The organism is Paenibacillus sp. FSL R5-0527 (assembly GCF_038008055.1).
GTDB classification, from domain to species: Bacteria; Bacillota; Bacilli; order Paenibacillales; family Paenibacillaceae; genus Fontibacillus; species Fontibacillus macerans.
The window spans coordinates 3,274,443-3,300,986 of the sequence record NZ_JBBOYI010000001.1; the positions used below are offsets into that span (position 1 = coordinate 3,274,443).

Annotated in this window: 20 protein-coding genes; 16 read left to right on the forward strand and 4 right to left on the reverse strand. The window is 47.9% G+C overall.

Annotation, left to right across the window (positions count from 1 at the left end; genetic code table 11):
* Positions 1 to 28 precede the first annotated feature (28 nt).
* Positions 29 to 1,603 (forward strand): glycoside hydrolase family 43 protein, encoded by a 1,575-nt coding sequence (locus tag NYE69_RS14495; RefSeq protein ID WP_340926711.1) that lies wholly within the window; start codon positions 29 to 31, stop codon positions 1,601 to 1,603.
* A 71-nt stretch (positions 1,604 to 1,674) separates the two neighbouring features.
* Here NYE69_RS14495 and NYE69_RS14500 read toward each other — a convergent pair whose 3' ends face one another.
* A complete protein-coding gene (locus NYE69_RS14500) occupies positions 1,675 to 2,268 on the reverse strand; it encodes a TetR/AcrR family transcriptional regulator (protein WP_340926712.1) in 594 nt (197 codons plus the stop codon).
* Between the two features lie 201 nt (positions 2,269 to 2,469).
* Here NYE69_RS14500 and NYE69_RS14505 point away from each other — a divergent pair, with 201 nt between their 5' ends.
* From NYE69_RS14505 to NYE69_RS14520, 4 genes are all read left to right on the forward strand, one after another.
* The gene (locus NYE69_RS14505) at positions 2,470 to 3,129 is read left to right on the forward strand and encodes an SDR family NAD(P)-dependent oxidoreductase (protein ID WP_340926713.1); all 660 of its coding nucleotides are present in this window, start codon (positions 2,470 to 2,472) and stop codon (positions 3,127 to 3,129) included.
* Between the two features lie 290 nt (positions 3,130 to 3,419).
* Positions 3,420 to 4,136: a DsbA family oxidoreductase gene (locus NYE69_RS14510; protein ID WP_340926715.1), complete on the forward strand. Its 717-nt coding sequence runs from the start codon at positions 3,420 to 3,422 to the stop codon at positions 4,134 to 4,136.
* Positions 4,137 to 4,209: 73 nt separating this feature from the next.
* On the forward strand, positions 4,210 to 5,106 hold the full coding sequence (locus NYE69_RS14515; protein WP_340926716.1) for an SDR family NAD(P)-dependent oxidoreductase: 897 nt from the start codon (positions 4,210 to 4,212) through the stop codon (positions 5,104 to 5,106).
* A 134-nt stretch (positions 5,107 to 5,240) separates the two neighbouring features.
* Positions 5,241 to 5,678, forward strand: coding sequence for a VOC family protein (locus NYE69_RS14520; RefSeq protein ID WP_340926718.1), 438 nt, complete (start codon positions 5,241 to 5,243; stop codon positions 5,676 to 5,678).
* Between the two features lie 243 nt (positions 5,679 to 5,921).
* Here NYE69_RS14520 and NYE69_RS14525 read toward each other — a convergent pair whose 3' ends face one another.
* Entirely contained in the window at positions 5,922 to 6,677 is a 756-nt protein-coding gene (locus NYE69_RS14525) for a class I SAM-dependent methyltransferase (protein WP_340926719.1), read from the reverse strand.
* Positions 6,678 to 6,825: 148 nt separating this feature from the next.
* Here NYE69_RS14525 and NYE69_RS14530 point away from each other — a divergent pair, with 148 nt between their 5' ends.
* The 5 genes from NYE69_RS14530 to NYE69_RS14550 are packed head-to-tail and all read left to right on the forward strand — an operon-like array spanning position 6,826 to position 11,761.
* Positions 6,826 to 8,427, forward strand: a complete 1,602-nt coding sequence (locus NYE69_RS14530) for an ABC transporter substrate-binding protein (RefSeq protein ID WP_340926720.1) — start codon at positions 6,826 to 6,828, stop codon at positions 8,425 to 8,427.
* On the forward strand, positions 8,427 to 9,374 hold the full coding sequence (locus tag NYE69_RS14535) for an ABC transporter permease (RefSeq protein ID WP_340926722.1): 948 nt from the start codon (positions 8,427 to 8,429) through the stop codon (positions 9,372 to 9,374). Before NYE69_RS14530 ends, NYE69_RS14535 begins: the two co-directional genes overlap by 1 nt.
* The gene (locus tag NYE69_RS14540) at positions 9,371 to 10,174 is read left to right on the forward strand and encodes an ABC transporter permease (RefSeq protein ID WP_340926723.1); all 804 of its coding nucleotides are present in this window, start codon (positions 9,371 to 9,373) and stop codon (positions 10,172 to 10,174) included. The genes NYE69_RS14535 and NYE69_RS14540 overlap by 4 nt, the downstream gene beginning before the upstream one ends.
* Positions 10,174 to 11,028: an ABC transporter ATP-binding protein gene (locus NYE69_RS14545; RefSeq protein WP_340926725.1), complete on the forward strand. Its 855-nt coding sequence runs from the start codon at positions 10,174 to 10,176 to the stop codon at positions 11,026 to 11,028. Before NYE69_RS14540 ends, NYE69_RS14545 begins: the two co-directional genes overlap by 1 nt.
* Complete coding sequence (locus tag NYE69_RS14550) at positions 10,973 to 11,761, forward strand: ABC transporter ATP-binding protein (protein WP_340926726.1); 789 nt, start codon at positions 10,973 to 10,975, stop codon at positions 11,759 to 11,761. The genes NYE69_RS14545 and NYE69_RS14550 overlap by 56 nt, the downstream gene beginning before the upstream one ends.
* A 2-nt stretch (positions 11,762 to 11,763) precedes the next feature.
* Here the strand turns inward: NYE69_RS14550 and NYE69_RS14555 are convergent, their stop codons facing one another.
* Complete coding sequence (locus NYE69_RS14555; RefSeq protein ID WP_340926728.1) at positions 11,764 to 12,729, reverse strand: LacI family DNA-binding transcriptional regulator; 966 nt, start codon at positions 12,727 to 12,729, stop codon at positions 11,764 to 11,766.
* A 162-nt stretch (positions 12,730 to 12,891) separates the two neighbouring features.
* Here NYE69_RS14555 and NYE69_RS14560 point away from each other — a divergent pair, with 162 nt between their 5' ends.
* Positions 12,892 to 14,214, forward strand: a complete 1,323-nt coding sequence (locus NYE69_RS14560) for a 6-phospho-beta-glucosidase (protein ID WP_340926730.1) — start codon at positions 12,892 to 12,894, stop codon at positions 14,212 to 14,214.
* 111 nt (positions 14,215 to 14,325) lie between these two features.
* On the opposite strand, the gene NYE69_RS14565 is transcribed toward NYE69_RS14560, so the two are convergent.
* Entirely contained in the window at positions 14,326 to 16,593 is a 2,268-nt protein-coding gene (locus NYE69_RS14565; RefSeq protein WP_340926731.1) for an AraC family transcriptional regulator, read from the reverse strand.
* Between the two features lie 364 nt (positions 16,594 to 16,957).
* Between NYE69_RS14565 and NYE69_RS14570 the strand changes: the two genes are divergently transcribed.
* From NYE69_RS14570 to NYE69_RS14590, 5 genes are all read left to right on the forward strand, one after another.
* Complete coding sequence (locus NYE69_RS14570; RefSeq protein ID WP_340926732.1) at positions 16,958 to 17,896, forward strand: ABC transporter permease; 939 nt, start codon at positions 16,958 to 16,960, stop codon at positions 17,894 to 17,896.
* A 9-nt stretch (positions 17,897 to 17,905) separates the two neighbouring features.
* A complete protein-coding gene (locus NYE69_RS14575) occupies positions 17,906 to 18,790 on the forward strand; it encodes a carbohydrate ABC transporter permease (protein ID WP_328270609.1) in 885 nt (294 codons plus the stop codon).
* Positions 18,791 to 18,878: 88 nt separating this feature from the next.
* Positions 18,879 to 20,411 carry an ABC transporter substrate-binding protein gene (locus NYE69_RS14580; protein ID WP_340926734.1) on the forward strand — a complete coding sequence of 511 codons (1,533 nt, stop codon included), beginning with the start codon at positions 18,879 to 18,881 and terminating at the stop codon, positions 20,409 to 20,411.
* A gap of 32 nt (positions 20,412 to 20,443) precedes the next feature.
* Positions 20,444 to 21,490: a glycoside hydrolase family 130 protein gene (locus NYE69_RS14585; protein ID WP_340926735.1), complete on the forward strand. Its 1,047-nt coding sequence runs from the start codon at positions 20,444 to 20,446 to the stop codon at positions 21,488 to 21,490.
* 234 nt (positions 21,491 to 21,724) lie between these two features.
* The gene (locus NYE69_RS14590) at positions 21,725 to 26,497 is read left to right on the forward strand and encodes a polysaccharide lyase family 8 super-sandwich domain-containing protein (RefSeq protein ID WP_340926736.1); all 4,773 of its coding nucleotides are present in this window, start codon (positions 21,725 to 21,727) and stop codon (positions 26,495 to 26,497) included.
* Positions 26,498 to 26,544: the final 47 nt, after the last annotated feature.

Here is a 26,544-nt window from a genome sequence, read left to right on the forward strand (position 1 = left end):
GGAAATGAAACGATTTAGGAGGAGTCCGATGAGCAACATTATTAATCCCATATTACGCGGCTTTAACCCCGATCCATCGATGGTTCGTGTGGGAGACGATTATTATATCGCCACATCGACCTTTGAGTGGTTTCCCGGGATACAAATTCATCATTCCAAAGATTTGGTTCACTGGAGAGTCTTGACCCATCCGCTCAATCGGACATCCCAGCTTGATATGCTGGGCAACGTAAATTCCGGGGGAGTTTGGGCGCCTTGTTTGAGTTACGATAACGGGATCTTTTACTTAATTTATACGGATGTCAAGTCACGAAAAGGGGCCTTCAAGGATACGCATAACTATTTGGTGACTTCAACCGATATCATGGGTCCGTGGTCGGAGCCCGTCTATTTAAACAGCAATGGCTTCGATCCTTCTTTGTTTCATGATGATGATGGGCGCAAATGGCTGTTGAATATGATCTGGGATTTTCGCAAAGGGAGGAACCAGTTCGGGGGGACTGTCATTCAGGAATATTCTCCAGCGGAACAAAAACTAATCGGTCCAGTGACCAATATTTTTTCAGGAACCGAGCTTGGGCGTACGGAAGGTCCGCATCTCTACAAACGTAGTGGCTATTATTATCTGCTAACCGCCGAGGGCGGAACGAAATACGAGCACGCCGCCACCCTGGCGAGATCGACTTCTATTTTCGGACCTTATGAGGTGGCTCCCCATAACCCGATTCTGACAAGCTTCGGCAATCCTGAACTGCCGCTCCAGAAGGCGGGACATGCGTCATTGGTCGAAACTCAAGCGGGCGAGTGGTATATGGCCCATCTTTGCGCAAGGCCTACGGCGGATCGCTATTGCACCTTAGGCCGGGAAACGGCGCTGCAGCGCTGCTCTTGGGACGAAAACGGTTGGCTGCGGCTGGATGGCGCGGGGAATACTCCAAGCGTGAGCGTGAAAGCTCCAAATCTTCCGGCTCATCCGTTTGAGACAGAGCCCGAGAAAGATGATTTTGATGAACCGCAGCTCCGTATCCACTGGAACACGCTTCGCATCCCGCCGGATTCAAGCTGGTTCTCCCTTAGTGAAAGAAAAGGGCACTTGCGTTTAAGGGGGATGGAATCACTAAGTTCATGGCACAGACAAAGCCTGGTGGCTCGCCGGCAGCAAGCGTTTTGCTGCGAGGCTGAAACGGAGATCGAGTTCAATCCGGAGCATTTTCAGCAAATGGCCGGCCTAATTCTATATTATGATACGGATGATTACGTCTACCTGAGAATAACGCATTTGGAAGGGGCGGGAAGGGTGCTTGGGATCATCCAAACCGTACAAGGGGAGTACAACGAGATTCTTGAAGCCGATGTTCCGCTTCCGGACGATGGACCGGTCAAGTTAAAGGCGACACTAAACCGTGAGAAACTTCAGTTTTCGTATGCTGCCAATGGCTCCGAATGGAAGCCGGTAGGCCCGGAAATCAATATCCTCCACCTTTCGGATGACAGCGCCAATCCTCTCAGGTTCACAGGCACCTTCATTGGAATGTGCGTGCAGGATTTAAGCGGTACTCGCAGACATGCCGATTTTGATTATTTTATTTACAGGGAGTTATAGTATAGGTATGAAGCGGGCAACTGGTACTGGTTGCCCGCTTCTCCTAATCAAAGCCTCGCAAGATCTTCATTTCATTCATCGATGGCGATTCCAGCCGCTTTAAAATGACCCTGGGTTAGAATCTTGCCGAATTGGGACGCAATTTCCTCTGGAGTATAAGACAGATCATTTCTAACCCACCATACCACAATCCCCATAAAAGCCGATGCAACATATTGAAGCAGTAATTCCTTGGAGATATCCAACGGTGTATTGTCCAAGCCTTTGTTGACCGTGTTTTTAATAATCTCTTCCATTTTCGATTGAAAACCGTGAATTCGATTCTCGTCCCCCAACATCGCTTTGTAAAAAGGAAGGTTGCCGATCATTTTTTCGAGTACAGCCTGCATGATTCGTTCAAGTTTGGAAGCACTAAGGGGACGGTTGCTGCCGGGACAAAGAGCGAGCGTATTCTTTACTTCTTCCAATAGTTCGTCCATACATAAATTTAAAAGATCGGGTTTGTTCTGATAGTGAAGATAAAACGTATTTCGGTTAATCATCGCCTTATCGGCAATATCTTGGATCGTAATCGCTTCATACCCCTTTTCATTAAGAAGTTCTACAAATGCTTTTTTAATTGAGTTCTTGGAGCGAATAATTCGCAAATCGGTTTTTTTGTTCATCACAGATCATTCCCTCAAATTGTTATTGATCGTTAAACGACAAAAGCTTTCATTTTGTATTTTATACTTCAGAAACAAAAATATTAAATATTGAATATCGAATTGTATTTAATCATAATAGACGTAAGATAAATATACAACACGATGTTTATTATTTGTCTAAATGATAATTAACTAAGATCAATGAAAGGGAGATGTTAAATGAAAACGATAGCCATTGTTGGAGCGGGGCCTGGATTAGGAATGTCTATTGCGAAGAAATTCGGACAAAATGGATTTCGTGTAGCGCTTATAGCCCGTAATGAAGAAAAGTTGAACCAACTGGTTGTAGAACTGGAACAAGTAGGCATCGAAGCTGCGGCGTTTCAAGCGGATATATTGAATAAAGCCCAAATTGGTTCAGCTTTCGCAGCGATCAAAGAGAAATACGGATTTATTGATGTGCTGGAATACAGTCCAACGCCGGGTATCGATACATTGGCGAACCCACTGGATGTAACGGAAGAAAATGCGCTGTACCAATTTCAATTCAACGTTTTAGGCGCGATTTCGAGTGTTCGGGAATTGCTTCCGGATATGTTGGATAAACAAAACGGGGCTTTGTTATTTACGACAGGCGGAGCCGCAATCCATCCTGTACCGATGATGGGCAATGTCGGCATTGCAATTTCCGGCCTTCGTAATTATATCTTTAATTTGAACAGCGAATTAAAGGACAAAGGGATTTATGCGGGGCACCTTTCAATCGGAATCTGGATGCAGCCGAATTCGGGGGTTCAAGACAAAATCGCCGATATTTGGTATGACATGTACACTAAAAGAGATCGAGTCGAAGAATTTATTACGGAAGATAAAGTTTGAATTCGGATATAAAAAATTTTAAAAGGAGGTGGTGTGATTGGTCGACGCCTGAATCTGCCGGTTACTTCTATATCTGCCGAAGAGGCAGCTAACCATTTCAGTTTTCTTGGGTGGATCGCTTCTTTGGACATTCCAGCATCGAGCTCTTTGAACCGTGAGCAGTTTGGATGGGAACCAGTGCAGCCAGCACTCATTCCAGACATGGAAGAGATGTATTTCACAATCTAATAATTTGGACGGATTTCATTCCGTTTTGTGCCTTGAGCGAAGCGAAAGGAATAGGTAGAACTATGAAGATAGAAATTTGGTCTGACGTTATGTGCCCGTTTTGCTATATCGGCAAGCGCCAACTCGAAATGGCGCTGGAGCGGTTTGAGCATAAAGAAGAAGTCAAAGTCACTTTTCGCAGCTTTCAATTAAATCCCCATGCGGAAAAAAATACAGGTATGGATATTCATCAGGTTTTATCTGTCAAGCTTGGTTGTTCGTATGAAAAAGCAAAGCAGATGAATTATCAAGTCGCACAACAAGCAAAAGAAGTTGGGTTGGATTATCGCTTTGATACATTGATCCCTACAAATTCCTATGATGCGCTCCGTCTTTCCTATTATGCAAAAGAGAAAGATAAAATGAAAGAAATGATGGAGCGTCTTATGAAGGCATACCTAGTTGATTCACTGGATGTCGGTGACCACACGACACTTGCCCGGCTTGCCGGTGAAGTAGGTCTTGATGAGAACGAAGCTTTGGATGTTTTAGCAAGTGATCGGTATGGCGATAATATTGCAAGCGATAAGGTGGAGGGATCGAAAATCGGCATTCGAGGAGTCCCCTTTTTCATTGTGAATGATAAATATACCGTCTCGGGAGCACAGCCCAATGAAATATTTTTAGAGCTATTACAACAGGTATGGAAAGAGGATTATGACAATGCTAAAGCTAAAGAGCATAGATCGGAACCGTCATCCGATGAGTATTGTTCCGATGGAACGTGTAAATTACATTAATGCATGGCACCTGTTCATAGGAAACCGGATGAAGCAGATATGACCCAAAGCATGTCAAAGACTATAAAGCTATATGAAAGAAGGCATCGACGTGGCCCAACAAATCACTGAAATCACACGGACATTAAGCAATAAGATTGCCGTCGTTACAGGTGCCAGCAGAGGAGCCGGTAAAGGAATCGCTATCGCACTGGGCCAAGCTGGCACCACTGTATATGTTACGGGACGCAGTGCCGCCAACACAGATTCGCCTTACGGCGGCAGCGTAGGTGAGACAGCAGAACTAGTGACTAAGTCAGGGGGGGAAGGTATTCCGACCATTGTTGATCATGCTGACGACGCTGCGGTTGCAGACTTGTTTGAACGGATAAAGCAGGAGCATGGAAAGTTAGACATTCTCGTCAACAATGCTTCCAAGGTCGCGGGTCCAGCCACCGGCGGGTTTTGGGAAAAATCACTTGAAATTGCTGACCTAATTACCGTTGGTCTACGCTCCCACTATGTTGCCAGCTATTACGCAGCCCCCCTAATGATAGCAAATGGTAAGGGTCTGATCGTCAATACCGGACATTATGGTGCGGTAAGCTATTTCCAGAATCCTGCTTACGGCGCCCAAAAAGCTGGCGGTGACAAGATGGCAGCCGATATGGCGAAGGAACTGCGACCGTACAACGTGGCTGCTGTATCCATTTGGATGGGGGGCCTCGATACCGAACGTACGCGAGCCTATTTTGCGACTCTGCCAGCGGATAAGATACCAAAACAAAAGCTTGAATCACCTGAATTTACTGGACGTGTGATCGCTGCTCTCTATAATACGGATCGTAGAATGAATCTTTCCGGACAGGCACTAATTGGCGCCGAATTAGGGGCGATACTTGGAGTAACCGATATTGATGGCAGCATCCCAATGTCTAATCGTTTTACTATGGGAGGTCCGCATGAGCTGCACCGTTCGCTGATAGACTAACTGAGAATTTAACATAAAATTATCCCTATTTTGATTGTCATTACTATTGATTGGAGCCTTGGAGACCAAAAGCCATCGGGTATGGGGGGAATGCTTTCTGAAACGATTATTTCTAAATAAAGGGGTTTAGCGATATGAAAAACACAATTTTTCAAGGTACAATAGAGCATTCGGGATTTGTAGTACCTAATATCGAAGAAGCGGTTGAATTCTTCACTAACATTTTGGGTTTTGAAGTCCTGTTCCGGCCAGGACGGTTGCAGTTTGAAGACGATAGTTTAAAGAGGTACTTTGGGGTTCACGAGAATTCAGTTGTAGAAGGGGCAGCATTTTTGCAATACGGAGGTAGAAAGATCGAACTGGTCCAATGGTCGACGCCAGATCAACAGAATGTTCACCTAAAACCCAGTGATATCGGTGTAGCTCATCTAGCTATTACAGTTACCGATTTAGAAGAGGCTTTGAAGTATTTTGTAGAACAGTCTGATGTTAAAGTTAGAGAACTGAGCCCTCTTGGATTTTTCTATATAACAACTTCATGGGGGATGGAGATTCAAATAATGAAACAGTAGTTTTAACTCCCGTACAGGAACGTAGGTCGATCCGTGAATCAAAATTGGCTTAGCATCGGCCAGCGATCCACGATAATTCGGTTCCAAAACAGGCACAATACAAGAACCGTTCCCTATACGAGGAACGGTTCTTGTATTTACATTGGTACTTAGTTTTTTGAGCATGGAAAATAGTGTTCATAATGTGACACATGTAAGAAGACAAAAACATAGTCCCGTATTATAAACAGCAGATTTTTTCTCCTATTTTTCGGCAACAATCGCAAACATGGGCCGGTGGCGGTTTAGGATTTTTTCCCCTGCGCTATAGAACCCGGTATCGAATCCTTCATGGATTTGGATTTTTGTAAAACCAATAAACTTAAGCATTTCGCTGTCCCATCCCGGTCTTCTTACATAGGTCAGCGGCAAGGTAAGCGCCAGTTGATCTCCTTCCTCGATGTCTTTCTCTTCGCGGTACGGCAAGTAACCTTGCTCCATCGCCTCCTCCTTGGCTTTGCTGAATAGCTCTGCTTCTTGAGGATGACTCAAAAACAAATTCCAATTTGCATCGAAAATAATAACTTGGCCCCCGCCGTTAAGCATTCCATGCCAATTTTGATAAGCCGCTACAGGGTTGTATAGAAACCAGGTGACGTTCCTGGAAATGATGATATCAAAGGTTTCTTCCGTCTTATATTCAATGATATCCGTCTCTATAATCCTGATATTGCAGTTGTATTTTTGCGCATTTTGTTTCGCTTTAGCCACCATTTCAGGCGAGGAATCGATGGCGGTAACCAGGTGCCCCATACGGCTAAGCAAAACCGCAAAAAATCCGGGCCCCGTTCCAACATCGAGGATTTTTAAATTCCGTTTTCCGGATAAAAGATCACTCAGAATCGCGTTCCATTGATCATATGTATCCGTTGCAAATTCGGTATTAATGATTTCATCATACACCGCTGCTCCTTTATCCCAATAATCACGATATTGTTGTACAAGCTTATGCTCAGTCATTAACCTGTTCTCCTTTATAAAAAAAAATATGTTGCAAATCGTAACAATTACGATTAATAATATACAAAGATTACTCCGTATGCAAGTGGCCATGATCATTGCGACAGTTTAATCGCCAACATCGAAGGAGAGAAGTGGAGGAATAGGGATGTTTAGCAGGTATACTTTCAGTGTTGCAGTCGTTTTGGCGTTGTTGTTGCTTGTGGGGTGCTCCCAAGCCAAAGGTCCGGTTACTGATTCGGGCCAAGAAGTGGACAAACAAATCGTTGTAGCGGTAACCCAGGATGCTGAAGGGGATAAACTGGATGCCGCGACCTATAATGGAACACGGCATGTGCATGCCGCTATATATGATGCGCTGGTGGAATATGAAGGGGAAGGCAAGATTGCCCCCAGCTTGGCCGAATCATGGGAAATCTCCGATGACGGAAAGACCTATACTTTTCATCTAAGAAAACAAGTGAAATTCTCGGACGGCAGTCCATTGAATTCCGCGGGTGTTAAGTTTTCTTTGGAGCGGGCGGTCAGCCGAGAAGAGAATGCTACGCTTGAAATATCCCGTTTACTAGAAAAAATAGAAACCCCTGATGACAACACAGTCGTACTTACATTTAAAGAAACCGCAACGCAAGTATTGTATGAGCTTAGTCAGGCAAGGCCATTTCGGATAATGAGTCCAAACGCGGTAAGTCCTTCGGGAGATGTGAATGGGACCTTTCACCAAGCGATCGGCACGGGTCCCTGGAAAATAGGCAGCTATCAGAAGGGGGTCGAGACGGTTCTGGTTGCCAACGAGTTTTATTGGTTGGAGAAACCGTCGGAGTATTCACTTGTCTTTAAAGTCATCACGGATCCGCAGGCCAGGGTGCTCGCGCTGCAATCCGGCGAGGTGGATCTTGCAGGGGGTGAACTTGGCAATATTCCGGCGGAAAGTCTAAGTGTTTTTCAAAATAACGATAAGTACGTGGTGGAAACGGGCACCAGTACGATGTCCTATTTTTTGGTCATCAACCAAAACAATGAGGTACTATCGGATAAAAATATTCGCCAGGCCATCAATTACGGAAATGATACGAGTAAATATGCAGATGGAAGCGGTGAACCGGTCAAAGGGTTGTTTCAAAAGAAAGTCGCCTTTGTCACGGACGATAACCAGCCTTTCTATCCTTACGATCCGGAGAAGGCAAAACAACTGATCGCAGCCTCGGGCTACGAATGGAATGAGAAAAAGCAGCTTTACGAGAAAGACGGACAAGTCCTGCAGCTGCGATTGGTGATTCAAACGGAAGAATATCCGGAGTGGAAAGAGATGGCGGAAATTTTTCAGGACAACATGAAGCAGATCGGCGTCCAAATAAACATCGTAAATCAGGAACGGGCCGCTTACTACGATACGTTATGGAGCAGCAAGGATTATGATCTGCTTATGTACCGGACTTATACGGATGCGCAATTGCCGTATCGATTCCTGTCTTCTTTATTCTACAGTTCGCCGTCCGCGCCGGGAGTTGCTTATCAAGACCGTCCATTGTCAGACCTGCTGGATCAGATTGCTTCCACCGTCTCGGCGGAGCAGCAGCAGGCGTTATTTGACCAAGTGTTTCTGCGCATGCACGAAGAAGCAATGTCGGTGCCGATCTACTACGCCAAGCAAACCTTTGTTCATACGCGCGAACTGGCCGGCTTTACTTTTAATGCCATTGAAGACGATCCTGTAAAGTGGCATCACTTGAAGAAGGAAGCGCTGTAATGCTGCGCTCCATTACCCAGCGTCTGTTGATGTTAATGCTTACGTTGGTGCTGTTTTCATTGTTCGTCTTCACCCTAATGCGTCTGGCGCCGGGGGATCCGGCGTCGATGATGCTGCTGAACATGGGAGCGGTGCCGGAGCGATCACTGGTAGCTCATTTGCAGGCGCAATGGGGGCTTGATCAATCATTTATTCAGCAATACATGGCTTGGGTTGTGCAGATATTCCAAGGGGAGCTGGGGAATTCTTTCATGTCCGGCGAACCGGTGTTGCACGAAATCATGAGCCGCTTAGAACCGACGCTGACACTGATTGCCGGCTCCTTTTTGCTTACGGTGTCTGTTTCAATACCGGCCGGAATTTGGTTAGGCTTGAATGCGGGTTCGTTTACGGATCGCGTAGTTTATTCGGTTACCATTTTGGGGCTATCCATTCCCTTATACTGGCTCGCGATTCTGCTGATGTATGCTTTCGGTGTGATCTGGCCCGTTCTTCCGATCGTTGGAAGCTCTTCCGTACAGCATTATGTGCTTCCGGTAACGGCGATCTCCTTAGTCCAAAGCGTTTACTGCATTCGGATGGTGCGCTCATACACCGTACAGTATAGCAAATTCTCTTATATTGAAGCGGCAAGAGCTAGAGGTTTGCGGCCGGCTATTTTTTATCCGGCTTATTTATTCCGGGCCATGCTCATCCCGGTTCTGACGTTAATCACGACCAGCTTGCCCGGCTTTTTTGGCGCCGCGATCATCACGGAAACGATTTTTAGTTTTCCGGGGTTCAGCAAATATATGCTCGAGGCCATTTACCGCCGTGACTTTCCTGTCATTCAAGGGAGCGCGCTGCTGGTGGCTGCTTTTATATTTGGGTTTAACTTTGTGGCCGATATCCTTTATTTTGTGGCCGATCCGCGTGTTCATCTTGATAAGCAGAGGTGGGAACTATGATGAACCTCGTTCGGGCGAATAAACTTCCAGTAGCAGCTTTGTTGTTTATTGTGGTTCTTATGATTGCCGGGTTGAGCGCGTCGTGGATTTCACCTTATGACCCGTTCCGAACCAATCATCAAGCGAAGCTCCTTCCCCCAAGCTTCTCTCATCCGTTTGGAACGGATTATCTGGGAAGAGATTTGTTAAGCCGGGTGATTCACGGGATCGGCGACTCTGTGTTCCCCGTTTTTATCGTGCTTAGCGTCGTCATGTTGATCGGACTGTTCGTCGGCGCGCTGAGCGCTTTTTGGGGGAATAAACTTGACCTGTTGATGATGAGTGTGACGGATATTTTTACGGCCTTGCCGAATGTCCTGCTCACCATTGTGGTGGTTGGCTTTCTAGGTTTTGGCATGGAGAATGTGTATTTCGCGGTGATTCTTTCCTGGTGGGCCAAGTACGTAAGATTAATTCGCGGTCTAATCCATGATGTGAAAAAGGAGCCGTATATTATCGCCAGCAGGGTAAGCGGATCATTTGGCATGAAAACGATAATCCGGCATATGATCCCGAATATCGCCCCGCAGCTTGGAACCATGCTGATTCTGGATGTAAGCAAGGTGATTTTGACTTTATCCGGTTTATCCTTTTTAGGAATTGGCGCGCAGCCGCCTTCACCCGAATGGGGTGTGATGTTGTTGGATGGGAAAAATTATTTGCAGGTTGCGCCATGGATGGGATTTTTCCCGGGCTTGATGATTTTTCTGACCGCCTGTTCGTTCCAGATGGTTGGTGAGCGGCTCAGGAGGGGGCAGTAATGGATGCCGCAGTAGAAATAAAACATCTGAATATTAGAAACGCAAATGGTCAATCGCTTGTGCATAACAGCAGTTTTGGTCTGGAGTCGGGGAAAACATACTGCTTATTGGGGGAAAGCGGAAGCGGCAAGACGTTAACCAGCAAAGCCATTTTAGGAATGCTTCCTGCCGGTCTGCAAATGTCAGGCGAGATCCTGTTGCGCGGCCAAAACCTGAATCGTTTATCCCAAAAGGACTGGCGCCAAATCAGGGGGAAACAGGTGGGCGTCATTTTTCAGCACCCTGAACAAGCCTTGCATCCCGCGCTCCCGATTGGCAGACAATTAGGTGATCTTATGCTTAGTCATTTACCGGTATCGAGGCATGAGGCTGAGCAACAAGCGGAAAAGATGTTGTCTCAAGTGCTCTTAAAAGATACGGCACATGTGATGAAAAGTTATCCTCATGAGCTGAGCGGCGGAATGAATCAACGTGTCATGATTGCGATGGCGCTTCTGTTAAAGCCTGAAGTCGTGATAGCCGATGAGCCGACGAGCGCCCTTGATGTCACCACTCAGGCTGAAGTCATCTCCTTATTGCACCATCTGATATTGGAGCTGAACATGAGTATGTTGTTTATTACGCATGATGTGCTTCTGGCCAGTTATCTTGCGGATACGATCGGTGTGATGCGTGACGGAGAAATCATCGAGCAGGGAAGCGCCAAGCGAATATTAGGGCAACCCGAACATGAATATACCAAACAATTATGCAGGTATCGCTCGCAAAGGCTACTTGGCAAAGGAGGTGCCGGCCCGAATGCTTCAAGTGCTGCAACTATGCAAAGAAATGAATGGAAAGCAAATTTTGAATGACATCCATTTTACGATAGAAGCTGGAGGGTCCCTCGCTATCGTAGGCGAGAGCGGCAGCGGCAAATCTACACTGGCCCAGCTGATTATGGCCTTAAAGCAGCCGACTTCGGGGCAAATTATATTTAATGGGCAACACCTGCCTCGCAAAGGAATACAAGCGTATAAACAATGGTATCGCGATATTCAGATTGTTTTGCAAAATACAGCCTCAACCTTAAACCCGGCGCTGAGCTTGTTTCAGTGTCTGGAAGAACCGTTAATTAATTTTACAAACTTGAATAGAGCGGAACGTAAAAAGAGAGTTCTAGAGTATTTAGACAAAGTGGGGCTTCGTGAGGAGCTTCTTAGATACCGGCCAGGTAGATTAAGCGGGGGACAGTACCAAAGAGCCTGCCTGGCCAAAGCGCTGATCATCAATCCCAAACTATTGATTTGTGATGAAATCGTCTCGAACCTTGATATCGTATTGCAGCAGCGGATCATAGAACTGCTGAAGTCCATTCAGCGGGAACAAGGGTTGTCGCTTCTGTTCATTACCCATGACCTTTCGCTTGTGCCCGGACTGTGCCAAGATATTTTAGTGATGAAAGACGGGAAAAAGATCGAGCAATTTCCTACTTCCGGCCTCCATAATGAGCGCGCACGGGACGCCTATACGATCACGTTGCTTAAATCAACCGAAATGCTTGAAACCAAATGGATGATCTGGAAAGAGCCGGGCCCTCTTCATTAAATCTATGTCGATCTTCGCTCAACCACGTTAAACTCCAGAGAATGCAGTTTAGGGACGGCTTGCTCCAGCATCCCCTTAATAATATTAAATGCATTCTCTGCTTGTTTATCTACGGGATAATGGATGGTTGTAAGATCCAGTAAGTGGGCGATATCTGTATTATCAAATCCCATGATTCCCACATCATCCGGCACCGAAAATCCGGCGCGCCGCAGCTCCGTTAAGATCCCTGCCGCTACCTCGTCGGTCGAGCAGGAAATCGCCTCCGGCTTGTCCGTTTGTTTTATCCACCATCGCGCTACTTCTTCTCCATCGTGAATGGTCATCTTATTATGAAATTGCGGGAAGCCTTTATCTTTTAATCCGTATTTTTGAATAAAATCCTCATAGGCTCTGATTCGTTCCAGGGTATTCAGGCCTTTGGACGAGTATACGTTTAAAATTTTCCGGTAGCCTTTGGCGTACAGATATTCGAGGCCAAGCATGTAGCCTTGATATTGATCCATAAAAACGGACGGTATCGTGTCACTGGTGAGACGTTGCCAAGTTACAATCGGTCCGTATTTCGTGTAGGATTCGATGACATCCCACTCATTCGTGCGGAGCAGGCAAAGCAGGGCGTCCAACTGCTTGCTGCGCAACATTTCAAGGGCTTCAAGTTCCTTATCGCAGTCTCCGTTAGTCATGAAAAGCATGATGTTAAATCCGTATTTTTGGGCAATCGTATGAAATGAGCGAATGAGCGACATTAACAGTGTACTGTATGAAACGGCGATAACCCCAATGATCCGGGTCATGCCTTTTTTTAAAGATTTCGCATTGGAATTGGGTACATAATCCAACTGTTCAATGATTTTTAAGACTCTTTCTCTCGTTATATCGCTTACATAAGGATGCCGGTTAATTACGCGTGAAACCGTTGCCGTAGAAACGCCTGCGAGACGTGCGATCTCTTGGATATTTGCCACCTGTGGCTCACCTCCACATTAAGCATAGCATTGTTTTAAGCACTTACAAAGTAGAACCGGATGCCTTTTAAAAATCCCTAAAAATAGGGTTTGACCTGTAATGCATTACACAATTTACAATCGAATTGTCAAAAGAAACGAAGAACGAAGGAGGGTATTTCAATGAAAAAAGGATTAAAAATCGTTACGATCGGCGGCGGGTCAAGCTATACTCCTGAATTGATCGAAGGGTTTATTAAAAGGCACCATGAACTTCCGCTCAGGGAACTATGGCTTGTCGATATTGAAGCGGGGAAAGAGAAACTGGAAATTGTCGGGGCTATGGCAAAAAGAATGGTAAAGGCGGCGGGAATCGACTGTGACATTCACTTGACGCTCAATCGGAGAGAAGCGCTGGTGGATGCCGATTTTGTCACAACCCAATTCAGGGTAGGCCTTTTGAATGCTCGCATTAAAGACGAAACGATTCCGCTTCGTCATGGAATGATCGGCCAGGAAACCAACGGAGCAGGAGGCATGTTTAAAGCGTTCCGCACCATTCCGGTCATCTTGGAGATCGTCAAGGATATGAAAGAGCTGTGCCCGGATGCCTGGTTGATCAACTTCACGAACCCGGCGGGAATGGTAACGGAAGCCGTGCTGCTGTACGGCCGGTGGGAGAAAGTGATTGGCTTATGCAACGTTCCGATTATGGCGACTAAGAACGAAGCTGCTGTACTGGAAAAAAACGAAGAAGAATTGTTCTTCAAATTTGCCGGCATTAATCACCTGCACTGGCACAAAGTCTATGACCGAAACGGCAAAGAACTTACCGCTGAAGTGATCGATAAACTGTACGGTCCCGATGCCAAACCGGAAAAAATCGTGGAAAATATAAAAAACATGCGCTTCCTGTATGAACAAATTGTTCAATTGGAAATGCTGCCTTGTCCTTATCATCGTTATTATTACATGACGGATAGCATGCTGAAAGAAGAACAGGAAGAGGCCAATAAAGAAGGAACCCGCGGGCAGGTAGTGAAACGTCTGGAAGAAAGCTTGTTTGAACTTTATAAAGATCCAAACCTGGATTACAAGCCCAAAGAACTGGAGCAACGGGGAGGAGCATACTACAGCGACGCGGCTTGTGAAGTGATTAATGCCATCTATAACAACAAAGGAACGCGCATGGTAGTCAACACGCGCAACCGCGGGGCGATTAGCGATCTGCCTTATGACAGTGCCATTGAAATTACGAGCATCATTACGGCACACGGTGCGGAGCCTGTTCATTTTGGCGCATTCCCGTCCGCTCAGAGAGGGCTATTGCAGTTAATGAAGGCGATGGAAGAGCTGACGATTGAAGCAGCCGTCACAGGAGATTACGCAACAGCATTGCAGGCCTTTACATTAAATCCTCTGGTGACAAGCGGCGACATAGCTAAAGTGGTTTTGGATGAATTGTTGGAAGCGCATAAAGAGCATCTGCCGCAGTTTTATAAATAATTACAAGCTAGACCTACTTGCACATTTGATGATGTGCAGGTAGGTCTTTATTTGTTAATATTTACCAAAGCCATACATTTTCTTGAACAACCTGGAGATATGTGCTCCATGTCAACAATTTCCATTCTTATGCATCCTCCGATATTGGGCTGGCGTCATTCCATACACCTTTTTGAAGATGGAATAAAACGTGTTAAGCGAAGAAAATCCGTAATTTTGGATGATCGGCTCAATCGGCGAGTCGGAGGCAAGCAACTCCTGACAAATGTAATTTAGGCGCTTCTCCGATATCTTATCCGTAATCGACTGGTTTGTCTCCGCTTTATACAAACTGCGGAAATAGTTCACGGACAGCCCCAAATGGTCGGCCAGCATTTTTGCGGACAAGTTCGAATTGGTTAATTGTTCTTCAATGAACTGGTCTACCTGCTCGATCAGGGCTGCGTTTTTGGACAGACTGCGGGCAGCCTCAATGTCTTCAAGTGTCTTGATTATAAGCGCTTCCATCCATGGCACTACGTTTTCCATCGTCTCCTGCTGTATGATCTGATTCTCGATGGAAGTCAGCCCCCATGAATGGGGCAGCGGCTGACTGGAGTGCTCCTGCATGAGCCGGCGTATGTCCATAAACAAGGTAATCAACGACATTTTACATTCAAAATAGGGCAGTTCCCGCAGCTTGACCACGGCTGAACGTATGATTTCCAGAACCGTATCCGCGTTACCCTTGGGAAGAGCCTGAGCGATCTGCCGCTCTTTGTCCACAGGCAAATGATACAGTTCTCCTGGCGCGTCGGCCAGCCATGCTTTCATGACGAGCGCTCCGTGCCCGAATCGGAACCGTTCGTGCGTTAGTTCATACGTCTCCATATATACCTCATGCATGTCGGTCAGGCGGGGCAACGTCCTACCCCAAGCGACGGTCGTGCCGATGGACAAATACTGCTCCATTAACTGTTGGGACACTTGCAGCTTCTTCGCAAATTCCTCGGACAATGGAGCCGATAAGACAACCGCTACGTGATCGTTCCCCATGTCCACCGTTTGCAGCTTGTGCTTGGAAAATTGCAGCGACTCTTGGATAATATTGGACATTGCAAATCGGAGTAGACGCCGGTCCTTCTCCGGGTAGGCCTCCGTAAATTCCGAGAAGTGGTCGATCCGGAAGATGGCCACCGACAGTTGATCTTCCGGCAGAGCAATTCCCCATTCTTGAAATTGAGAACATATTTCCTCTGCCGTATGGTAGATACCCCCCAGAAAATCCCGTAAAAACCGCTCCCTACCCAGAATTTTAGTATGCCGCCAGTGCTCGGTCAGTTCATAAATCTGATTGCGTTGGGCTGTAAACACATGGGATAAGTAGTCAAGTTCATTTGCGCTGTATCCTTCGCCGGGCTTTTCAGCTTGATGCTGCCGCATCACTCTGCTAATCAGTTCTTGAATAGGCGAGTACACCCGTTTGGAAATCAGAACGATAACGGTCAATGATGCTACGAACAGAATGAGGAACAAGATCAGGCTTGTGTTGCGAAGAACCGTGATTTTTCCCAAAATGACAGACTTCGGTACAGTTTCGATAAAGGTCCAATCCTGAATGCCTTTGATGGAGGAGCCTGCGTAAACCATCAGTTGCTCTTCCTGATTGCTGGGCTGAAACAGCTTCCATCCGCTTTCGCCCTTATTCCCTTGGCTCCTGAGCTCCGCAACTTGTTCCTGATTCAAAGGAATGCTGCTAAAAACCGTCTCATCCCGATCATTCAGAACAGTGACCGACCTGTTCGCATAATTCGAATTGTTCTGAAGCAAGGTCATTAAATTATCAGTATCTATATTCAGAACGAAAGCCGAGATGGAACTGCCTTTTTCGTAAAATCTTACGATGCTAATCACCTCTTTGGCCTTAATCCCGACAAGCGGAATGGACAAGGTTCTCGGAATGAGAACGCTGTGATCCGTTGTAGCCGGATCCTGCAAGCGCTTAATAATGTCCTGGTCGTAAAAAGCTTCCGCATCACTCAATCCAAGTCTGGAATCTACTACAGTATTTGTGTAATCGTTGATTAGGTAAACCGAATCGATAGACGGATTGGCGTTCTTAATGTCGATAAGCCGTCTCCATACCTCATAAGTTTCAAAATCGCTGTATTGATCCGAAAGGGCATTTACCTTAAGGGTACTGTCATCGCTGGAGGAGAAGCTGAATTCCAAAGACCATTCCATCAGTCGCGCTGTGTTCCGGGCACTGTTCACCAGCAAGGATTCGGAATGATCGCCGATCTCTTCCAGAAGCGTCTGGGAAGACTGCCAATAGAGCAACGCAAAAGATATAGCCAGAACCAGAACGTTTGCACTGACAAAATAAAAAATAAGTTTCATATAAGTAGGGTGCCGCTTCAACGATGTGAGAAGTGGAAGTCTGAACTTCATTGCTCTGAATCCCCCGTTATTATAACTCCCGATTTTTATCATTTTTAGATTATTAATTATAGCATAACGAGCATTCTCGTCTGCAGAATCGGTTATTTTCGAGGGTAGTGTTGTTTTTGGGAAGTTCATAAATCTGCGCTTGCAGGAAAAATTGGAGCTTGCCGGAATTGCCGTTGCGGTGAGGGATCGGTAAGGTAACGGTATAAGAGGTTGTTCAAAAAGTCATCCTGAAAACCCGACTTTTTGAACTCGCACTTTAAATAACGGGACGCAGATGCGATTGCCTGTTTCGATGAAAGGGGGAAGTAAAACTATGCAATACCAACTTAATGCAAGGAAACGGTCCAAGCTGAAGCATATTGTTCGTAATCCTTTTCTCTATGCTATGGCCGTGCCGGGGCTGCTGTTCTTTCTCGTGTTCAGTTATTTTCCCATATACGGGATTATGATTGCCTTCAAAGACTATAATTTTGCCAAAGGAATTACGGGAAGCGAATGGGTCGGATTAAAAAACTTTAACTATTTTTTTACTTCGGATGACTTCTGGGTCATCCTGCGCAACACGCTGGTGCTGAACATGCTGTTCATTTTGTTTACTACGGCGGCTGCTGTATTAATCGCGCTAATGTTCAATGAAATTCGCAATAAGTATTTCAAACGAATTTCGCAGTCTCTCATTTTTCTTCCTTATTTTATGTCCTGGATTGTGGTAGGAATGATTGTCCAATCATTATTCGGCGGGGAAGAACCGATGATCAATACTTGGCTGCAAAATTTCGGCTTGGAACCGGTCAACTGGATGTTTGAGTCGAAGCTGTGGCCGTTCATTCTGACGGTTATCCGCGTGTGGCAAGGAGCCGGTTATCTTTCGATTATTTTTCTGGCCGCGATTACCGGCATATCGGAGGATTTGTACGAGGCTGCCCGGATTGACGGGGCATCTAAGCTGCAGATTGTGTTGCGCATTACGCTGCCGCTGCTCGTTCCTACTGTTATGATCATGACTTTGCTGGCCGTAGGCAAGATTTTCAACGGGGACTTTGCCATGATCTATGCCATCATTGGAGACAATTCCTTGCTGTATCCGACTACTGACGTCATCGACACCTTCGTATTCCGCTCCATGAGACAGCTGCATGACTTCGGCATGTCTTCGGCGGTTGGCCTGTTCCAGTCGGTTATGGGTCTGATCTTTGTCATTGCCGCCAACTGGGTAACCCGAAGGGTGTCCAAAGAATCCGCTTTATTCTAGGAGGTAACGATGAGACAGAAACAGAGTGCTGCGGATCGGACTTTTACGGTATTTGCCTATACGTTCATTTTATTGTTCACCTTATTTTGTCTGTTTCCTTTTCTGCTGATGATTATCGGATCGTTTACGGACGAGGGGGAACTGATTGCGCATGGGTATACTTTATTTCCGCAAAAATTATCGCTGGACGCTTATAAAGCCGTTTTGAAATCGGATGTGCTGCTAAATGGCTATGCGGTCACGATTTTTATCACTGCCGTAGGGGCATTAAGCGCACTGTGCATTTCCGCAATGCTTGGCTATTCTCTGGCCAACAAGCGGAATGTCCTGCAAACGCCTTTTCTGATTTTTTGCTATTTGCCTATGCTTTTTTCCGGAGGCATCATTCCGTTTTATATTGTGGTCAGTCAGTGGCTGCATTTGCAGAATACCGTTTGGGTGCTAATTTTAACATTATTATGCCAGCCGTTCCTCGTCTTTTTGCTTGTCAGTTTCTTCCGTACAATTCCCGAGGAATTGGAGGAAGCCGCAAGAATTGACGGAGCGAATGAGATGAGAATTTTCTTTCAAATTATGATACCGATCTCGAAGCCGATTCTGGCTTCCGTCGGTCTCTTTTATGCCCTGAACTACTGGAATGACTGGTTTATGGGATTGATGTTCGTGGATAATGAGAGGCTGTTCCCGCTGCAATTGATTCTGCGCCGGATGGTATCCAATATGGAGGCCGCCAGAAATCTCATTCCCGCCGCCGCAGCCATTGCCGTGACGCCACCAACCTATGGCGTGCGGATGGCGACAACCGTGCTGACGATCGGCCCGATTGTCTTGCTGTATCCCATGCTTCAGAAATATTTTGTCAAAGGTCTAACGGTAGGAGCTGTCAAAGGGTAATCGAGGATTTCCGGCATTAACCGGATCAGCCCGGTTAATCATAGATACTTTACTTTTTTTCTTCATTATATAAAGGGAGGTTAACGAAATGAGATTGAAAAAATGGTTTGGCGCGGTGACGGCCATAGTATTGGCTTCGTCATTGATGCTGGCGGGCTGCGGAGGCAAAACGGGGACTGGCGGCAATGAAGGGAATGCTCCAACGAATACGGAAAGCACTACATCCGCACCGAAGGAAACGGTGACCCTGAAAGCTTATTTCCCGGGGGATAAGCCGGCGGGCTTTGACGAAGTGCTGCAGGCGGTCAACGACAAATTGAAAGCGGACAACGTCGGAGCGGCCTTGAATATCAATTTCTTGCCGTGGTCCGATTACGGGAATGCGGTATCTGTGAAGATGTCTGCCGGGGAAGACTTCGATATGTATTTGGATGCCCCATGGTTGTCGATGAATCAGATGATCGCCAGCAATTCTTTGCTGGAACTGGATGCCATGGTGGCCGAGCGTCCAGAACTTAAAGCGTCCATTCCCGATGAAATGTGGGAATATAACAAATTCGACGGCAAAATTATGGGCATTCCGCTCGGCACCACCCAAGGCCCGGTATACGGCCTGCTTATCCGCAAAGATTTGCGCGAGAAATACGGACTTCCCGAGTTGAAAACGCTCGAAGATCTGGAGAAATTTTTGTATACGGTCAAGGAAAACGAGAAGGATGTCAGACCCTTCGTCATTAACGGCATCAAAGCCGATAAACTTCCGTTTATCCTGAGCGAATCCGCTAATCTGGCGCTTGATGAAGTGCTGGAAATCGGCGTCAGCATGTTCTCCTATTCAACCAAGGACAAGAAAGTTGTCGGTCAATGGGCAAGCCCGATGATTGCCGATGGTTATGAACGCGTCACCAAATACTACAAGGACGGAATAATTTCTAAAAATATTGCGCAGGAGCAAAATGCGGAAACGCTGTTCAAACAAGGCAAATATGCGGCCACCTACTATGCGGCTGATGGTGTGGAGGGGTTGAAATATTCGGATATGCTGAAGGATGGCAGCGACAAGCTTGAGGTTTTCGTTCCAAACGGCGATAAGGCCAAGCCGTATACCGCTTTCCAGCAATGGAATTTCCTTTGCATTCCGGCTTCATCCAAGCACAGCGACTTGGCTCTGGACGTAGTCAATTGGTTGTCCATTAAGGAAAACCACGATTTGATGGAATACGGCATTCAAGGGAAGGATTGGGAGCCTGTCGGCGACACGAGCTATAAGGTGCTGTCCAACTATTCGTTCCCGGGCTTTGTACTGACCTGGCGGCCAACGCTGAACCGCACGCCGGATACGATGATGCCGGATGACAAGAAGTGGTTCGACTTCTCCGCCGACCCGGCTAATTTCACGCTTAGTCCGACGGCAGGCTTCAGTTTTAACGCTGAAAAGGTGAAGACGGAATATGCCAAAATTACGCCGCTTCACGATTCGATCTTCCTGCCGCTTAGTCAAGGTGTGCTGTCTGCGGATGAAGGCAAGGCGACGCTGGAGGAAAAAATGGCGAGCCTCGGCGGACAAAAAGTGATCGATGAAATTCAAGCACAAATCGACGCCGTTACATCCGGTAAATAACAATCATTGAAAGACGGAAAGAGGTATCTCACATGAACGTAAAACGCTGCGCGCAAAATCCTGTTATACGGGTCGGGGACGTTGCACCCTCCCGCCCCGACTTTCGAGTGCTTGGAGCCTTTAATGCAGGCGTTGCGCAAGTACGGGATGAAATTATTCTGTTGCTGCGCGTTTCGGAAGCGCCGGTATCGGACCGGGGGGACGAAGTGCTCGTCCCCCGGCTTAACGAAGCGGGCACCGATGTACTTATAGAGCGCTACGACAAGGCCGATCCGAGCTATGATTTCTCCGACTCGCGCTTCGTAGCAAGGGACGGACGAACGGTCATGCTCACATCTTTATCCCATCTGCGGGTGGCGCGAAGCAAGGATGGCGTTCATTTCGACATCGAGCCTCAGCCGGCCTTGTTTCCGGAACACGCTCCGGAAGCGTGGGGGATTGAAGATCCGCGCGTGACCCAAATCGGGGACATGTATTATATCACTTACAGCTCCGCCTCCGCTCGCGGCGTTGGCGTTGGCCTGGCGGAGACCCGGGATTTTCGAACATTCAAGCGTCACGGGCTTATGCTCGCTCCCGAAAATAAGGACGTCATGATATTCCCGGAGAAAATGAACGGCAAATACTACGCTTTGCACCGTCCGGTGCCGAAGTCGTTCGGCTCCCCCGAGATGTGGATTGCCGAATCGCCCGATCTCATACATTGGGGGAACCATCGCTTCTTAATGGGGTTAAGCGAACATGGCTGGGATTCGGCTCGTATGGGCGGCGGCGCGGTTCCGATTCGAACCGAACGCGGCTGGCTTGCGTTGTACCACGGCGCGGACAGCAAGCATCGCTATTGTATGGGCGCAGTGCTGCTCGACTTGAAAGATCCGGCCAAGGTGATAGCAAGATCTCGTGTACCCGTTTTGGAGCCGGAAACCGCCTATGAGGTGAATGGATTTTTCGGCGGGGTCGTGTTTTCGTGCGGAGCCATTTTACTAGATCAAACGATCCGCATGTATTACGGTGCCGCGGACGAAGTGATGGCTGTAGTGGACATCCCCTTGGAGGATATATATAATACGTTTTTTTGAAGGGTTGAGGGCAGTTTTTGCTGCCTTCTTCAATCCATTATTTTGAAAGCGTTATCAGCAACTTTTTGAGCTTAACAAAGGAGGAGCATGAGAATGGCTAACCAAAGGCAAAGGTTTGTAAAGAAGTGGATATGTCTTGCTATGGTTTGTTTTATGATGTCATCGATATTTATATACTCGCCCGTATCGGCGAGCACTCCCGAGGAGACGAATGCTTCTCAAGAGATCGCTGATATGAAAATGATGAAAAAGCGTATGGTTGATTTCTACATCTCTAAAGATATCATAAATGACGGAACGAACGGTCGGGTCGAATGGACCTTCAAATCACAGGCAGGTACTTATTTATCCAATCAAAACCCGGATGGAAGCTGGAGCGATGTCGATTACAAGAGTACAACTTCCGCCGCCAATGGGAGAGGTTGGTCGCCCTACCTTGCCTTAGACCGGATGCAGTCGATGGCGCAGGCATTCGCTGACCCGAATGATCCAAACTATCATAGTGCAACACTGTTAGATGGTATTCAAAAGGCGCTGGATTATTGGTTCACGGTAAAGCCGACTTCAACCAACTGGTGGGAGACCGGAATCGGCAAACAATTAAGGTTGGAAAAAATTGCGCTTCTATGTGAAGGCTATTTAACGGCAACGCAAGTCTCCAATATTATTGGCACGTTAGACAGCAGCCCGCACACTGTCGATGGAGCCAATTCGTCCTGGTACAATCAAAATTATATGTACCGGGGCTTACTGCTAGAGGATGCTCAGATCGTTCGGAACGCCGTGAATGCATTTAACGTACTGTCGAATGTGACGACGACGGTGACGGGAATCCAGTCGGACATGTCCTTTTTCATGCATGGCAAAACGAATTATACGACGGGCTATGGAAGAAGCTTTGCCAGAGATATGTCATTCTGGGCCTACATTACCTCGGGCACCGCGTTCTCGTACAGCGAGGCGGCGATTGATTCGTTATCGTCATATTTGTTGGACGGCACCAGGTATCTCGTGAGAGGCGATGTTGCCGATCTGGGCATGGGGATGAATGGACCCGATTGGCCGGATTATGCGAGCGCGGCTTTGACCTTCTATGAAGATCCGATGCAATGGATGCAGGCGGCCAATCCGAAGCGGGCTGCGGAGTTTGCCAGTTTCCTTGACAATATTCGCAGGATCGGCACGAGCACGAGCAACGGACTGAACGCCAACAATATGACGCAATGGCAGACGCTTGTCTCCTCCCATATGCGAAATGACTACGGGATTACGGTCAAGATGGCCTCCAGCACGGTAAAAGGCGGCGAATGGAGAACGATTCATCCCAGCGGATATAACCTGTTGTACTGGACGCCGCAAGGAGCCACTGCCATTCAGAGAACCGGCGACGAATACAGACCCGTTTACCCGTTGATGGACTGGGCCCATGTTCCCGGTACGACGGCCCCGTACGTACTCACGAAAGACGGGAATTTCAACAATCCCAAAACGTTTGTAGGCGGAGTGACCAACGAGCGTTATGGGGCCACCGCATTTGATTTTAACAAGCTGAATACAAGCGGAAAGAAAGGCTACTTCTTTTTCGATGATGAAATGGTAGCGCTTGGTGCAGGTATCGCTTCGACGAATACCGCGCCGATCCACACGACATTGAACCAAAGTCAGGCGATAGGCGAAGTTCTCGTAGATGGCAATCCGATAGCGGACGGAACGATGCAAACCAGCGGACGCTGGGCCTATAACGATCATATCGGCTATATATTCCCGAATCCGACGACCTTTCAAGTAAAACGGGAGACGAAAACCGGAAGCTGGAGCGACGTCATCTCGGGAAGTTCAACGGAGGCGATGACCAAGCCGATTTTTTCGATTTGGCTCGATCATGGCGTGAAACCCACAAACGCTTCCTACCAATACATTGTATTGCCGAACAAAACCTCCGAAGAGGTCAGCAGCTACGCGAGCGACAACCCGATAAGTATTCTTTCGAATACATCGTCCGTCCAGGCTGTCCGGCATAATTCTCTGGGAATTGCGGAGTTGCTGTTTTATCAACCCGGAACGGTAACGGTGAGAGACGGTTTGATTGTCACCGTAGATCAACCCGCCATGGTTATCGTTGACGAATCCGCAGAACCTGTCCGTATTTCGGTCGCCAATCCCGAAACACCGGGGATTACAGTGAACGTGACGCTGGATCGAAACGGAGCAACATCCACGACAAGCTATACGCTCGGCAAGGATACGTTCACAGGCCGAAGCATTACTTTGAATGAGGGAGCCTCCATCGACGACAGCGGATTCGATCTCGCTTACGATAAAGGTGCGACCGCTTCATCCAGCAAAGACAATCGATATGCCTTGAATGCTACGGATCTTTACAGAACTTCGTATTGGAGTTCAAACGATGCGGATCATGAATGGATTTATGTTGATTTGCAAAATCAATTTTTGATCCATAAAGTTAGGTTAAATTGGGAGAAAGCGTACGGGAAAAGTTATAAAATTCAAGTATCGAACGATGCTGTCACCTGGACGGATGTTTACTCAACGACGACGGGTGAAGGCGGAATCGAAGACATTTCTTTCAGTCCGGTCAGTGCCAGGTACGTTCGTATGCAAGGAGTTCAGCAGGGTACCGGAAATGGCTACTCACTTCGTGAATTTAACGTGTATGAAGCAGTACCGCCCAATCTTGCAGAAGGCAAGCCGGTAGCGGCAAGCTCGTCCAAAGCCGCGAATGTGGGGCCCGGTTATGCAGTCGATGGCTCACTTAGTACCCGTTGGGGATCTAACTATTCCGATCCGCAGTGGATCTATGTCGACCTTGGCTCTAGCAGGTCCATCCAGGAGGTCGCTCTACATTGGGAAGACGCATATGGCAAGGCGTACGAAATTCAGGTTTCGGACGACGCGACGAATTGGACCACCGTTTACAGCACCACAACCGGAGACGGCGGAATCGATAGAATCTCCTTCGAACCCGTGAATGCAAGATACGTTCAGATGTATGGCACGAAAAGAGGAACCACATACGGCTACTCACTCTGGGAATTTAAAGTATATTCGGCTCTTGCTACTGCCCCGGACGCACCTGCCGATGTGCATGCCGTCGGTCATGACGGGTCCGCTGAGGTGAGCTTTGCCGCGCCGATCCAAAACGGCGGAAGCGAAATTACAGGCTATAAGGTAACCGCGTGGGCAAACGGAGAAGCTGTTGCGACGGCGGAAGGTACGGACAGCCCAATCACCGTCACTGGTCTGACGAACGGTACGGCGTATACCTTTACGGTGATCGCAAGGAACGCCACATGGGAATCGGCCTCGTCCGCGCCGTCGAACGAAGTGATCCCATCGCCGGATGAAGCATCTGTTCCGGCTTCGCCTGCGAATTTGACGGCGGCGCCCGGCGATCGATCCGTAACCTTAAGATGGGACGCTTCGGCGGAAAGCGTCACCTATTCCGTGTACCAATATGAAGGCATGGCGGCGCCGGCCGATCCGGGCAACTGGCAGCTGGCTCAAGCCAGCGTAACGGAAGCCACGTATACGGTAACCGGGTTGACGAACGGAACGAGCTATGCGTTCACGGTGAAAGCCGTAGATGCGAGAGGCGAGAGTGATTTCTCCATGGCCGTGACGGCGACCCCGAATTCGACATTGTCGCAGGTTCCGGTAGCGCCGGCTCATCTTGCCGCTTTGGCGGACGACCGGAAAGTTTCGCTGAGTTGGGATGCCGTGGCTGGAGCGGATCGCTATGTCGTTTACAAGTATGCAGGGTCTGCGGCTCCAGTTGATCCGGCCGATTGGGAGCAAGTGCAGGCGAACGTCACGGACACCGCATACACCGTAACCGGTCTGACGAACGGCACGCGATATGCGTTCTCAGTGAAAGCCGTGGGAGCGGGGGGCGAGAGCAAGTTCTCCAATGCCGTAACGGCGACACCGAAGGCTCCGCAACCGGAGACGCCGGGCAGCGGCACAGGCAATGACAATGATCATGACAATGGCAATAATACTTCCGTTATCAAATCGGCCAACGGCACCATCCTTATTCCGAGCGGCAGGACCGGCGAGGTTAGTATCGATAACGAAGTTATCCTTACGATCGGCGCAGGGGTGGCGGAGCAAGAGCTGCGCATCGAAATCGAGAAGCTGCTCAGTACGGCAAACCTCGTATTCGATAAGGAAACGCTTGTCAGCAACGTGTTTGAATTGACGAAAAATATGGCAGGAAACTTCAAGAAGCCGATCATCATCTCGATGAAGTTCAATCCGTCTCTCATAGGAGACAAGCAAAGAGTCGCTATCTTCTACTATGACGAAGCAAAGAAAGTATGGATTGAAATAGGCGGCGTCGTGAAAGACGATCGAATTACGGCCGAGGTGGATCACTTCACCAAGTTTGCGGTCATGGCTGTAGGCGAGAAGAAGGACGAAAGCGGCGAACCGAACGAGCCGGCGCCATCGTTCACAGACATCGCGGAACATTGGGCGAAGAGCGCCATCCTGAGCGCGGCGGGCATGAAGCTTGTCAGCGGCTATCCGGATGGAACGTTCAAGCCGAATGCCGCCATTACCCGTGCTGAATTTACAGTCATCCTGGCCAATGCGCTTAAGCTGGAAGGAGCAGGTTCAGCGGCTGCGTTTACGGACGAGGCCAAAATCGGCGGATGGGCGAAGCAAGCGATCGCGAATGCGGTTGAAGCAGGCATTGTGAGCGGGTACGCGGACGGCAGCATCCGGCCGAATGCGCGTATTACCCGCGCGGAAATAGCGTCGATGATCGCTAGAGCGCTTAAACTGTCTGTTGAAGCAAGCGCCACGACCGGCTTCGCGGACGATAAGGATATCCCGAAGTGGGCGATAGGCGCGATTGAGGCGGTTCGCAAGCTGGGCATCGTGAATGGCCGCAGCGACAATAAGTTCGTTCCGAACGGTACTGCGACCCGGGCGGAAGCGGTGACCTTATTGGTGCGGATATTGGAGCCTGGTACAGAACAATAAAACATAGATAACAGCGGGCACAGCGTAGGAACAGATATGTTTCTCAT